The organism is Microbacterium sp. NPDC078814, from assembly GCF_040702645.1.
In the GTDB taxonomy this organism is placed as follows: domain Bacteria; phylum Actinomycetota; class Actinomycetes; order Actinomycetales; family Microbacteriaceae; genus Microbacterium.
On sequence record NZ_JBFBLT010000009.1, the window covers coordinates 112,541 to 125,946 of the forward strand.

8 protein-coding genes are annotated in these 13,406 nt (G+C 61.4%); 3 read left to right on the forward strand and 5 right to left on the reverse strand.

What is annotated here, in order from left to right:
* Positions 1 to 170 precede the first annotated feature (170 nt).
* The 3 genes from AB0300_RS16115 to AB0300_RS16125 are packed head-to-tail and all read left to right on the forward strand — an operon-like array spanning position 171 to position 7,556.
* Positions 171 to 3,458 carry a helicase-related protein gene (locus AB0300_RS16115; RefSeq protein WP_366216425.1) on the forward strand — a complete coding sequence of 1,096 codons (3,288 nt, stop codon included), beginning with the start codon at positions 171 to 173 and terminating at the stop codon, positions 3,456 to 3,458.
* The gene (locus tag AB0300_RS16120) at positions 3,455 to 6,679 is read left to right on the forward strand and encodes a DNA methyltransferase (protein ID WP_366216426.1); all 3,225 of its coding nucleotides are present in this window, start codon (positions 3,455 to 3,457) and stop codon (positions 6,677 to 6,679) included. Before AB0300_RS16115 ends, AB0300_RS16120 begins: the two co-directional genes overlap by 4 nt.
* Positions 6,680 to 6,737: 58 nt before the next feature.
* On the forward strand, positions 6,738 to 7,556 hold the full coding sequence (locus tag AB0300_RS16125; protein ID WP_366216427.1) for a hypothetical protein: 819 nt from the start codon (positions 6,738 to 6,740) through the stop codon (positions 7,554 to 7,556).
* 110 nt (positions 7,557 to 7,666) lie between these two features.
* Here AB0300_RS16125 and AB0300_RS16130 read toward each other — a convergent pair whose 3' ends face one another.
* The 5 genes from AB0300_RS16130 to AB0300_RS16150 are packed head-to-tail and all read right to left on the reverse strand — an operon-like array spanning position 7,667 to position 13,275.
* The gene (locus tag AB0300_RS16130; protein WP_366216428.1) at positions 7,667 to 7,879 is read right to left on the reverse strand and encodes a hypothetical protein; all 213 of its coding nucleotides are present in this window, start codon (positions 7,877 to 7,879) and stop codon (positions 7,667 to 7,669) included.
* Positions 7,869 to 8,477, reverse strand: coding sequence for a hypothetical protein (locus tag AB0300_RS16135; protein ID WP_366216429.1), 609 nt, complete (start codon positions 8,475 to 8,477; stop codon positions 7,869 to 7,871). Before AB0300_RS16135 ends, AB0300_RS16130 begins: the two co-directional genes overlap by 11 nt.
* A gap of 27 nt (positions 8,478 to 8,504) precedes the next feature.
* A complete protein-coding gene (locus tag AB0300_RS16140; protein ID WP_366216430.1) occupies positions 8,505 to 10,643 on the reverse strand; it encodes a zinc-ribbon domain-containing protein in 2,139 nt (712 codons plus the stop codon).
* Entirely contained in the window at positions 10,640 to 11,737 is a 1,098-nt protein-coding gene (locus AB0300_RS16145; protein WP_366216431.1) for a TniB family NTP-binding protein, read from the reverse strand. Before AB0300_RS16145 ends, AB0300_RS16140 begins: the two co-directional genes overlap by 4 nt.
* Positions 11,737 to 13,275, reverse strand: coding sequence for a Mu transposase C-terminal domain-containing protein (locus AB0300_RS16150; RefSeq protein ID WP_366216432.1), 1,539 nt, complete (start codon positions 13,273 to 13,275; stop codon positions 11,737 to 11,739). Before AB0300_RS16150 ends, AB0300_RS16145 begins: the two co-directional genes overlap by 1 nt.
* Between the last annotated feature and the right edge of the window lie 131 nt (positions 13,276 to 13,406).

The following is a 13,406-nucleotide window of genomic DNA, read 5'->3' on the forward strand; positions in this document are numbered from 1 at the left end:
GCCGTCGGCAAGACGAGTGCCGCAGGCGCTGTGTACGAGCACCCTAGCGGTCGCCGATCGTTGGCGGTGCGGACTGGCACCGGGATGAGCACGCCTCAAGCTCCCGCGCTATACGCTGAGACCATGCTGCAGGCTCGTCAGGATGTTCTCGGCTTCGAGCAAGGAGAGTTGTGACCCGCATCTTCGACAACATCGAGTTGAACCTCGGTAGCCAACTCGTCGAAACCTTCAGAGGATCCAACCGTATCGACGCGGCCGTGGGCTACTTTAACCTTCGCGGCTGGAAGCTGTTTAGCGATGTCGTGCAGGACCGGGAGGTTGGCAAGGGTCCAGTAGCACGTGTCTTGATTGGGATGGTGCATGGCGACCCTGAGGACCAAGTACTCGATTATCTTCAGCGCACTCTGGAGGGCGCTCCGCTCGACGACCTGATGGATCGCAAGACTGCGCAAGCTAGGCAACAGCAGGCGAGACTCAAGTTTCGGCAGCAGCTGATGCGTGGTGCACCTACAGCCTCGGATGAGGCCACGATCCGAGCGCTTCGGGCGCAGCTCTCCGACGGACGGGTAGAGATCAAGCTGTTCACCCGCCGGCCTCTCCACGGCAAGACCTATATTTGCCACCGCAACGACAAGATCGCTCCGATCGTTGCTTACGTCGGATCCTCTAATCTGACGACGTCCGGACTCGCGAATAACTTCGAGCTCAATGTGGATGTCGTTGATTCAGATGGTGCTGCGAAACTCGATGGTTGGTTCGAAGACCGCTGGACCGACAAGTTCTCGATCGATGTCACCGAGGATCTGATTGAGGTCATCGATGAGTCCTGGGCGAGCGAGGTCCCGCTCACACCATACGAGGTGTACTTAAAGGTGTGCTGGCATCTTTCTCGGGACGTACGTGAGGGCCTTATCGAGTACACGTTGCCGCCGGTGATGCGTAACCAGTTGCTCGAGTATCAAGAGAGCGCCGTCAAGACCCTTTCTCGCCGCATCATGACTAAGGGTGGCGCGATGCTTGGCGACGTTGTCGGCCTCGGCAAGACTCTTACGGCTACGGCAACTGCCATGCTGCTCAACGAGGCCGAGGGGTACCGAACCCTGATCGTATGCCCGGTCAACCTGGTCAAGATGTGGGAGGAGCATCGGGAGAAGTACGAGCTGAACGCCACGGTTGTTCCGTACAGCATGGCCGCCAAGCGGCTCCCCGAGCTGGGGCGCTATCAGTTCGTCATCGTGGATGAATCGCACACGTTGCGCAACGACACCCGCCAGGACTACCAGGCGCTGGCGGAGTACATCCGCAACTACGACTGCCGCGTATTGCTACTGACCGCAACGCCGTACAACATCCGATTCAAGGATGTGGGAAATCAGCTTGGTCTCTACATCGATCCGGACGAGGATCTCGGCTTGCAGCCAGTTGTGGCGATGTCCAAAGACGACCGGTTCGCGGAGCGTCTAGACGGAAAAACCAGCACCCTCGAGGCCTTCAAACGCAGCGAGGAGCCAGATGACTGGAAACGATTGATGAGCGAGCATCTCATCCGTCGCACCCGCTCATTCATTCGCAAAAACTACGCACTCGTCGACGAGCACGGCAAGGAGTACCTTACTTTCTCCAATGGAGACCGATTCTCTTTCCCTGCTCGCATCCCCAAGCCACTCGTGCACTCGTTCGGCGCCAACGACCCGGCGGCCAAGATGGAATCGGTCGAGACGCTCGACACGATCGACCATCTGTTGCTCCCGCGGTACAACCTGGCCGCGTACCTCAAGAAGGCCCCGAACCTTTCTCCCGAGGAGAAGCGGACGGTGGAGCGTTTTGAGCGCGGCAGCGGCCACCTCATCGGATTCGTACGTAGCGGACTCTACAAGCGCCTCTCTAGCTGCGGGTATTCGTTCGTGTTGTCGCTGAAGCGACACATCGCGCGCAACAACCTCTACATCTATGCCGTCGAGAACGACCTCCCCCTGCCTCTTGGCACACTCCTCGACATCATGCTTACCTCAAGCGAGAGCGACGACGACGCCGAGGGAGATTACGAGGGCACCGAGCCCCCGCTCGACCGTGACGGCAAGAGCGAGTACGAGGCGTTGCTCGCCTCCGCCCCTAGATCGGTGAGATGGATCCGCCCATCGATTTTTACCCCGCAGCTGCTCGACGACCTCCGATCCGACACCGAAGCTCTCATGGCCTTGATGCACGAGTTTGGGGCCTGGACCGCCGACGTGGACTCGAAGCTCGCCGAGCTCATCAGATTGCTCACTGAGACACATCCTGATGAGAAGGTGCTGATCTTCACCGAGTACAAGGACACCGCCAAGTATGTCGCCGAGGCACTGCAAGAGGCTGGTATCGACCGCGTTGGCATCGCCAGCGGCGAAACTAACAATCCGACCGAGGTCGCGCGCCGCTTCTCGCCGCTCTCGAACACGCTCGGCTCGGCGGCGCTCAACGGTACCGATACGGCGACCGACCCTGACCCCACAACAGAGTACCGAGTACTGGTTGCAACAGATGTGCTGTCAGAAGGACAAAATCTGCAGGACGCTCATATCGTGGTCAACTACGACCTACCCTGGGCAATCATCCGGCTCATTCAGCGCGCTGGCCGAGTCGACCGCATCGGCCAGAAAGCCGATGAGGTCCTGATCTACTCGCTTTGGCACGATGGTGTGGAACAGGTTCTCAACCTGCGCCAGCGGATCTCGGAACGCTTGCATGCCAACGCCGAAGTGTTCGGGTCGGACGAGCAGTTCTTCGGTTCCGAGGATGAGGTCCGCATCATTGAAGACCTCTACAAGGGCAAGCTCGATGAGAACGAGCTTGACAATGAAGTCGATGCGTCCAGCCTGGCGTACGAGGTGTGGAGCACTGCCGAACAGGACACGCCGGAGATCACCCATCGCGTCCAGGAGCTGCCTGACCTCGTCTACTCCACCCGCCCTGCTCTGACGGACCGGGATACAGACGGCGTCGTCTGCTACATCCGCACCGAGAACGAGAACGATGGTTTCGGATTCGGTACCGCCGATGGGGTACGCCTGCTCACCGGGCAGGAGGCACTTGCGCGCTTCCGATGCGAGCCTGCGACTCCTGCGATTCCCGCGCGCGCCGACCACTTCCCGCTGCTGATCCAAATGGCCCAGGGCAATCTCATCCAGAGTGGCAACATCGAGGGTCGCCTCAGCGGCGTCCGCAAGCGTCTGTGGAACAAGCTCAACGGGGCGCTTGTAGCCAGTAAGGGCGAAGTAGCAGCCGCGCTCGAGGCGATCTTCACACGACCTCTCACGAAAGAAGCCGAAAAGCGATTCACCACCGCGCTCGCCACGAGAAGCGATGTCGACGAGCTCGCCGAGCTGCTCGTGCTCTTGCACCGAGATAAGCGTCTAGTGATCGATGTCGCCGCGGTCGACCCCATCCATATCGTTTGCTCAATGGGAGTAGTGGCATGAGCGCTTCGGAGCGCATGAAGCTCGTCAACGCCGGTGACTTTCAGTCCCTGTTCCTTGAGGAACTCGGCTGGGACCGACCCGACCAGCCTCCACTCAAAATCAACATCGACGAGCAGACCTACACCCTGGATCAGGTCGCTGGATACTCTGGTCTACGTGTTTGGCTCTGCCGGGAAGTCCCAGATGCTCGCACCCAACGCCTGATCGACCAGCAAGTCCGCAAAATCTCCGATGCCCGCCTGCTGATCTTCGCCGACGATGACCACCAGGAGTGGCGGTGGCTCCAGGCTGCCGACGCAGATGGAGTAGGACAGCCCCGCCTCGCATTGCACCGACATTTCATCGGTACAAGTAACGAGGCGCTCAACCAACGCCTGGGCACCATCGAGATACCGCTCAACGAGCACTGGACGCTCATCGACGTGCTTCGGCGGATGCGCGCAGCCTTCGACGCCGACCTGGTCACCCGACGCTTCTACGACCAGTTCGTTCGACGCCAGCGTGCACTCACGAGCGTCATCGAGGGCATCGCCGATGACGGTGAGCGGGAGTGGTACTCCGCGCTGCTGATGAACCGCCTGATGTTTATCTATTTCATGCAGAAGAAGTCCTTCATGGACGATGACACCGACTATCTTCGTAATCGTTTAAACCGACTTCGTGACATGGTCGGCGGAGGCCAGTTCTATGGCTTTTACCGCGACTTCCTCCTGCCGATGTTTCACAAGGGCCTCGGCGGCAGGAATCATGACTATCCCACGGACGTCATTCGGGAGCTCGTGGGCGATGTCCCGTACATCAATGGAGGCATCTTCACCGAGCATGAGCTCGAGCGGGACAACACGATCGACGTCCCCGATGAGATCTTCACCTCGATCTTTGATCTCTTCGACAAGTTCCAGTGGCACCTCGACGACCGCCCCACCGCCGCGCAGAACGAGATCAACCCCGACGTGCTCGGCTACATCTTCGAGCAGTTCGTCAACGAGAAGGAAAGTCAGGACAATCGCGGGTCTGACAAAGGGGCTTACTACACCAAGGAGGACGTCACTCACTTCATGGCAAGTAACGCCATGGTGCCGGTCTTCCTCGAGCGCCTCATCGAGCGCACCGGTATCAACCCTTGGCGCTACGTGCGGGAGACCCCGGAAGCATATATCTGGACAAGCCTCGCCTGGGGCACGGATCGTCCACTGCCGCCCGAAATCGAAGCCCAGCGCACCGAACAGCACAGGCCGCTCTGGGGCGTCCTCGCAGACAGCACTCTGGGGTTGCCCGGCGAAACGTGGTGGGAGGTCGATCGACGTCGACAGGAGCACGCCCAGGTACTCGCCGCAGCACGCCGCGGCGAGATCGACTCCGTCAACCGTGCCGTCACCGAGAACATCGACCTTGAACAGCTCGCGATCGACACGATCGATCAGCTGAACGCCCCCGAGCAGGCTCTAGCGGCTTGGCAGATTCTCACCCAACTCAGGGTGATCGACCCAACCTGCGGTTCGGGAGCGTTCCTCTTCGCCGGCCTGCGCATCCTGCAGCCGTTGTACGAGGCCACCCTCGATGCGCTCGATCGTCACACTCGCTCGACCGAGTTCCCTGAGGGAGCAGCACTCCTGGCGAAAGTGGACGATCACGCGAATCGAGAGTATTTCATCCTCAAGCACGCCACACTGTCGAACCTCTACGGCGTGGATATCATGCGGGAAGCCGTCGAAATCGCCCGTCTGCGTCTGTTTCTCAAGCTCGTCGCCACAATCGACGACCGAGGCGACCTAGAGCCGCTGCCCGACCTTGACTTCAACATCAAAGCAGGCAACACGCTGGTCGGCGCCCTCAACGAAGACTCACTTGATAAGGACGTCACCGACTGGTTCTTGAAGCCTCGCGTATCGGAGGTCAAAAAATCTGCGGCTCGCATCGCTCAGGCTTACAGCGTCTTCCGCGAGGGGCAGGAGACCGGCGACGCTGATCCGGTGCACCGCAGTGCGCTCATCAAGCTACTCGACGAGGTGCGGACGCACGTCAACGAGCTCTATCACTCGGCTATCCAGTTCACTCAGAGTGAGCCATTACCGCTCGGCGCGTGGGTGGACACCCATCATCCGTTCCATTGGTTCGTCGAGTTCCCGGAGGTTTTTCACCAGGGCGGGTTTGATGTCGTCATCGGCAATCCTCCTTACGTCAACCGACGGGAACTCAGCTACCGCATCACCGGTTTCGAAACTGACGACATCGACGACATCTACGCCTCCTGCTGTGAACGTTCGGCGCAGATCACCCGCCCAGATGGCCGGCTCAGCCTGATTGTCCCGATCCGGAGTCAATTCAGCGATCGCGACGAATCGCTCCGCAGGTTTTACGAGCGCCGGTTTGGCTCGCTGTGGGTAAGCACGTTCCAGGAACGACCGGCCGCCCTTTTCCAGGTCAAGGTGCGCAGCACCATCATCACCGCTGCTGGCGAGGGCAGCGCAGCAGAGCTGCGCACGACACTCACGCACAGCTGGATCGAGGCATTCCGCCCCCATCTACTGGCGACGTTGCGATACTCGCTTCGGCCGCCCGGGGCGAGAACGCCGAACTGGATGCGGGCCAGTAGCGACGAGATGTTCGAACTGATCGACACGTTGATAGCGAAGGGCGCACTCAGCTCGTCGCTGGTCCGCGTGAGCGACTTCTCGGTCGGTTTCAAGAAAACCGCGACCTACTTCCTCAGTACATACACCCAGTCGCCGATCACCTATGACAAGAGAACCCATATGACTGTCCCTCTCAACGAGGGAAAGCTGTTCGTGCAGAACCGCGCAGACCAGCTCGCAGCAAGCGCGGTCGCTGCGTCGCGGCTCGCCTTCTTGTGGTGGACGTTCACGGGTGACTGCTTCAACGTCACCAAGAGCACGATGTCGCAGATCCCGTTCCCGTTGCACGGCTTTGGACAAGATACCTTCGACGCCCTCGTTGAGCTCGGGGAGCGAATGGAGGCTTCGTTGCCGGAGGTGCGCTCATGGGACCTCAACTCCGGTAAGTATGTGGGCGGATACGCGATCCCGGAACTGGGCTACCTCGCCCGCCAGGCCGATGAGGTCATGCTCAACGCCATCGGGCGGATCGACCTGCTCCCAGAGATCCAGTATGCGCACGCCCGCATGTACAAGAGCACCGGAGTGTCGGGAACGACGTTGCGTCAGCTGCCGTTCGAAATCGAAGCGAGAGGCGCTGACTAGCCAGGGCGCTGATCGGGGCTGCGAATCTGCGTCGAATGCCGCTAGTAGCATTGGCCTCATGGTGGATTCTGGGGAAGTCGAGAACTCGGGAACGAAGTTCTCGCAGGTGTTGGATGCAGCCGCAAAGTTACCCGGCGTAAGAATCAATCGTGCTGCGTACCTCCGAAAAGCGCTGAAGCGCTACTGCACCGATGAGCAGATCGAGCGAGCGATCGCTCAGAACCCTGCTGCAGCCGGGATATCGTCTGAAATCATCAAGGAGGTAGCGAACACCTCCATTGGATACGAGACGAGCAAGGTAACTGGCTTGTCGGCGCTTGCCGGCATCCCCGGTGGTCTCGCGATGATCGGCACCGTTCCCGCCGATCTCGCCCAGTACATGAGTCACATGCTTCGGATCTCGCAGAAGCTTGCCTACATCTACGGCTGGCCGGACCTCTTCGCTGACGGCGAGGAGTTGGATGAAGCAACAGAGAGCCTCCTGATCCTCTTTGTTGGTGTCATGTTCGGCGTGCAGCTCGCCCAGGGCGGAGTGTCAAAGGTCGCTGCCATGATTGCCGCGAATGTGGCGAAGAAGCTCCCACAACAGGCGCTAACTAAGGGCGTGCTTTACCCCATCGTCAAGAAGGTCGCGGGATACCTCGGGGTAAGCATGACTAAAAAGCTCTTCGCGGGCGGAATTGCGAAGGCAATTCCTGTGCTCGGGGCGGTGTTCTCTGGCGGGTTGACGCTCAGTACCTTCCTCCCGATGTCCAAGCGCCTGCAGAGACATCTGGCAACCCTTGAACTCACCAAGCCCGACCACCGCTCAGCGGCCAGCGACGCTGATGTGATCGACCTCGAGGTGATCTACCAGGAGGGGTCAGCCGACGCCTGAGGAGAATGCCGACGCCAAGAAGCCGTGAGCGAGCCTCATCGAACTATTGATTCGTGAGGGAGGGTTGGAGCAGGCCGAGGCCGCCGCTCACGCTCTCCTGGACGACTCTGTCAGCGGCTGGCTGGCAATCGGTCGGTGTCCAAAATCGCGCGCAGGTCTTCCGTCATCTCCGCACGCGCGTCCGGGCGAAGGTCGCCGATGAGGATGCGCCTGGCGCGATCGATCGACCGCGGAGCGAGCTGCTGTCTCTCGAGCGCATGCCCCTCCTCGATCGCGGCGAGGGCCTGCCGTTGCTGTGCGGATACGGGCTGTTCAGCGCTCACGAGCTGCTTCGCGTTGCTCGAATTCTGCGACGATGACCGCCGGATCGAGTCCGAGGAGGAGCCACTCGCATGGCGTGACTGGCTCGCCATGGATCGCAAGCTTCGTGTCGAAAGACTCCATGACGGACCGGGTCGTTTCCGGGCGCCAGCCGCTGGGGATCGTCGCGGCGATCTGCTGGAGCCCGGGCAACAATCCGGCTCGATTGTCGAACTGCCAGGCAGGGTACCGGCGACGCTTCCCTACGGTGAAGTAGTACATGCCGCCGCCTTGCGCGCGTCTGCGCAGTTGCCGGGTTCCTACGCCGAGGAGGGCGGCAGCTTCGTCATCGCTGAACGAATCGATCACGGCGTTGATGTGCTCTGCAACATCGGGATGCAGCCTCCGCTTCGCGCCTTCCTCATCGACGGTGACCAGTGCGGCTTCGCCCCGCTCGAGAATCACGCGTGTTACGGTGCGCAGAAGCGCGTCCACGAGTTTCCAGTCACGACCTGTGGACGCGGCGGCACCCACGAGCTTGCCGACGGACTGGACCACCGTGGCGTATCTCTCATTATCCGTTTCGAGGATGGTCTCGGCGGTGTGCTCGCTTGCGCTCATGAGTGCTGATATCTCTCGGCTTACCGTCTAAGCCGCCCGACCCCGACCCGAGGGTTCGCGTTCGGTAATGCAGAGCGGGCAGTGCGCGCCGGTTCTCCGTGTGCGGCTCTGGATGATCGTCGTCCACACGTGGCCGCTAGGACCGCAGCGCCATGTCGCTTTGCGACCTGAACCGATGGTGACGTCGGCCGGCGAGAACTCGTTGGAATCATCCCACTCGGCGGCGAGGTCGGGCCGCAACGTCGCCAGGTCGTTGACCCCGGTCTCAGGCCTCTTCCCGGTGCAAACGGGACAACCGCTTCCGGCAGATCTGTTCTTCACAGTTGAACTCCAAACATGAGAGTGAGATGCGCGGCAGGTCCAGGTTGCCATGTAGTGCGACGACACGGTGACTTGGTCGGCAGTTCGATCATTGCCTTCACCCCATTCGAGGGCAAGGTCTGGCCGTCGAGTCGCGAGATCAGTGTGTCCACGCACGGCCGTATGGCCCGAGCAGGACGGGCAACCGGAGCCGGTATATCGGTTGGCAACGGTGGCTCTCCAGGTATGGCCGCGTGGGCAGCGCCAGCCAGCCAGATACGAGCTTTTCACGGTGACCTCCGACGGGCCTCGGTCGTTGGCTGCTGGCCTCGCATCCCATTCGGAGGCGAGCCGATGGTGCTTCGACGCGAGGTCATTGAATCCGGGCGTCACTCGTCTGCTTGTACACGTGGGGCACCCTGTCTCATCCACAGCGCGGCTACGGACGGTCGCGACCCAGCCGTGACCGTCCGGGCAGGTCCATGCCGCGGTGTAGTCGGATCCGGCGACAACCTGTTCGGGGGTCCGTGCGTTTGTCGGAGACCACGATGCGACGAGATGCGGGTGTGTTGTCGAGAGATCGTTCATACCGATCTGAACGGATTGGTTAGAGCACACTCGGCACCGGACGCGGTTCTTTGTTCGCTGAGCGACGGATGTGCGCCACGCGTGTCCGTCGGGGCATAGCCACGTGATGACGCGTCCAGCGGTCGCGCTGACTGTGTCGGGTGTGCCGGCGTTGACGCCCGGATCGGTGGCCCATTCGGCGGCAATGTCGGGAAAGAGGGTACGGAGGTCGGTTTGTCCCGGCCAGACGTCCATGCCTGCGCAGTAGGGGCAGCCGCTGAGCGCCGCGCCTCGGACAAACGGGCTCGTTTCCCACGAGTGGCCGTCATCGCACACCCACCATGCTTTCCGGGACACGGCGGCCGCGGACCACGGGTCCCGGGCGTCGTCGTTACGCGTCCAATCCCATTCGGCTACCGCTTGGGGGTGCTGTTGGATCCACCGGGGGTAGATCGCATGAGTGTCGATGACAGCCGGTGCGTCGACGGTGTCGAGGGCGACGTCGAGAGGCTGAAGTCTCGTAGCGACAATCTGGCGACGCATGGGACGCAGCCACAGGATGATCCGCGTGATGAGTACGTCGATGTTGCCCGGTATGTGTGTCAGCGACCGGGCGATCTCGGCTCTGAGGTGCTCGGGCGGGCACGATTTCCAGCGGGCGACGTGCCGTGGTGACGTGAGTTCCTCAAGCACGGCGACAAGGTGCGGGTAGAGCCGTGCCCGGGTGGCCGTTTCGTCGTCTGCCGTGTCGCGCGACGGTGGCTGCGCGTCGGAAAGATTGGCGTTGTCGCGCACCATCTCCCACGCGCGGGTGTGCAGGCGAGGGGTGATCCGACCTGCTGCGACCATTCTCCGGAATCGGCGTTCCGCCCGAGCCTGCGCGGGGTCGAAGCGCGTGACCAGTTGCGTTTCCGGGGTTGTCCCGGGGCCAGTCCACACCATCTGCCCGGGGTGCTTCAGGCACCAGTTTTCGCGATCATGTGGGATCTGTTCGACGATCTCGCCTGCAGCGCATAGTCGGCACAGATACCGGGCGGCGTAATCGCCCTCGGCCGGTTGGGCACGGCGTGTGAGGCGGTCGACGTGACCGGCAGGGCGTCCCGCGGCTGCCTCGATGACGGCCGGTGTCAGAGGGTCCGACCACACACGCTTGTAGTTGGGCTGCCGGCGGGAGGTCAGCCCCCGCTCCACTACGTCGACCGGGACTTGTGCTGCGGCGCACTGGCGTCGAGCGTACGACCGGGGGGACTCGTACCGGTGCCATTTCGGTCGGATCGCCCATGCCTGATCGGTGGTCATGCGACGTCCACCTCGTTACTGGTGACTGCGAGGTCAGCTTTGACGACGGTGGCGTCGACGAGGTCCTCAAGTTTGAGGCGATGTCCTTTCGGGCCGAACCGTTTGAGGCTGCTGAGTACGGCATGGAGTCTTACGCGATCGATCTGTTCGCCGGTGCGACCGGCGTCGTCGAGGATGGATGTGACGAGTCGTTCGACGATGAGGGCGAGCACCGCGAGCTGACCGCCGCTTGCTTTGTGGAGTGAGATCGCGTTCTTGTAGAGCACGCCCTTGGTGTGTTCGATGAGCGGCAGGTTGCGATCGAACTGGATGACCCAATCCAGCCATTGGCTCATCCCGTCGCTGTGGGTCAGACTCACTTTCCGCAGCTCGACGAGGTCGCATCGCATGGTGACCTGCTGGCCGTCTCCGCTGCCGAATGCTCGCCCGGCGAGCAGGTTGATTCCCACCAGCAGGACGGTCGCGGATGATTCGTTTTGGAGCGCCTTGATGATGCTGGAGGGCTCGGCGCCGCCGAGTTTGTGTGCTTCGTCGATGACCAGAAGCTTCGTCTGATGCGTGTGGAGGAGCTCGACGGCCATTTTCTTGAGCCGGTCGGTCGTGATGCTGCGGTTGAGCGTGATCGTCGGGCACAGGAACTCGACGATCTGCGCGAGGAGGGCCTTGCCTGTCGAATGCTCTGTCATCTCGACCCATACCACGGGGACTTCTCCTGTGCGCATGTAGTCGGGATTGCGTGCTGCATGCTTGCGTTCGACGAACTGGGCGAGCAGGAGCGCGAGTTCAGTTTTCCCATAGAACATCGGGGCGGAGATCATGAGCCCGCGGCGGGAGTTTTTCCGCCGCGGGTTCGATGCGATGAGACGAGTGAGGATCCGCGCGCATTGTTTCTGCTCCGGTGTTTCCACGCGTACTTTCAGGCGCAGGAAGTCCTCGCGGACCTGGTCGAACAGTTCCCGGTCGTGGTTGTTCAGAGCGCGGTATTCGGCGAACGTGATAGAGGGTGGGCGCGGCGGGTCGGCGTAGATCGCTTCACGGAAGCCGGCCAGCGTTGTCTTGCGGTCGTGCTCGAAAACGAGCGGTGTGAGGTTCATCAGCCGAGTTCCTTATAGGTGACGACGTCGAAGTCCGGGGAGTCCCAGTCGATGTCTGCGGGGTCGAGGATGGTCGACGGTTGTCGTGGTGGGATCATTACCGGTTCGATCGGGAGCGATTCGGTAGCGTCGGGGTCCTGCGGGCGTGCTTGTGCAGCAAGTTGTTTCCTACGTGCTCTGCCGTCGCTCTTCGCCCGCCGTTCCATCTCATCGAGGAACTCGGCTTGCTTGGGCTTCTCGAGAGGTTCACCGCTGCCGAATCGTTCGACCAGCTTCACCGCTGCCTCTGCCGCCATCCATGCGGTGTTCTCCTCGAGCGCGACGTCCCAGCATTCGATCCATTCACCGTTCTCGGGGTGACGCACCCAGACACAGTTGAGGTTGTACGGGTCGTAACTGATGTCGAACTTTCTTGCTGCGCGGGACCCGGGGCGTGCTGACGTTCCGGTTAGGGATCGGTTTCGCAGGTCCTCCAGATGTGCGCTGTCATACCTCCGGTTCTTGAATTCGATGCCACTATCGCTGATGATGCGCTTCGCCGTGGGTAGCAAGGCAAAGTAGTCCTCCTGACCGAATGGGAGTTGCACCCCTGGACCGAATTCGAACAAGACGGAGTACATCTGGTTCGGAGTCCATTCGCGGCCCGGGAACATGGGAAGTTTGAGCCCGCCGTGCGGTTTATTGAGGTAGACCGTGGTGACCCAGGTGTCGAAGGCAGCGCGCACGGAGTCGAGGGTCAGAGTGGCCTTCGCCTTCCTGACGCGATTGGCGACCGAGTTGCCCACTGAACCGGCGAGCCAACTGGTGAAGTCGGTGGCGACGGTGCCGAAGTTGCGTTCGACGTGAGGTTTCACCGTCGCAGCTCCCGGCGGCGCGAGCACTTGGGTGATGCCGTATCGGCGACAGGCGGAGGCGAAGACGCTCGATCGGAAGTCTGCGCCGCCGTCGACGGTGATCGCCTGTGGGAAGATCCAGGGCACGGCGAGGGAATCGTCGTCCAGGAAACTGTTTACTTTCTTCATCAGTTCGGCGGGGAGTGTTGCGGAGGCTGGCAGTCGGGTGGCGCTCGAACCAGGGATGGCCTTTCGGCCGACGATGGCGCGAGCGATCAGGAGTGCGTGGTCGAACCCCGTCGCGGAGTTGGCGTGGATCGCCCAGGACATCGGTACGCGGCTGGCGACGTCAAAGAGCACGGTGAGCTTGGGGCGGAATTCGTTTCCTTGGTCGTCCCACACCAGCACGTCCATTTCGGTGGAGTCGATCTCGCAGATCTCCCCGAGCTGGGTGGCTTCGCCGAGATTGTATTGGCGGTCGGGTTTGTTGGAGGCTGTGCTTCGTGTTGTTGCTTTGTCGAAGGTGTAGAGGCCGGCGTCCCGCTCGTTGATGTATCCCTGCAGGGTCGTTGGTTTGACGTTCGTGATCGGGTCTCCGGGGTAGCGGAGGTCGAGGATGCGTCGGACCTGCGCCTCGCAGTGGCGGCGGCTGGCTGTCGATTTCCCTTGCCCCGCGGTGAGGACTTCGTCGATGACGGCGATCAAGCGAGGGTCGACTTTGGAGACCAGTAGCCGCCTCTGCCCTGTGCGTCAGGATGGGGTGAGACACCAGCACTGCTGACCTTCGCACTGCACGGGGCGAGAACGGACCAATACTGAGATGACGATGACGGTTG

Bases quoted from the DNA above. Each gene is read 5' to 3' on its own strand.
- AB0300_RS16125 (WP_366216427.1), top strand. From the start codon at position 6,738: ATGGTGGATTCTGGGGAAGTCGAGAACTCGGGAACGAAGTTCTCGCAG.
- AB0300_RS16120 (WP_366216426.1), top strand. From the start codon at position 3,455: ATGAGCGCTTCGGAGCGCATGAAGCTCGTCAACGCCGGTGACTTTCAG.
- AB0300_RS16135 (WP_366216429.1), bottom strand. From the start codon at position 8,477: ATGAGCGCAAGCGAGCACACCGCCGAGACCATCCTCGAAACGGATAAT.
- AB0300_RS16140 (WP_366216430.1), bottom strand. From the start codon at position 10,643: ATGACCACCGATCAGGCATGGGCGATCCGACCGAAATGGCACCGGTAC.
- AB0300_RS16145 (WP_366216431.1), bottom strand. From the start codon at position 11,737: ATGAACCTCACACCGCTCGTTTTCGAGCACGACCGCAAGACAACGCTG.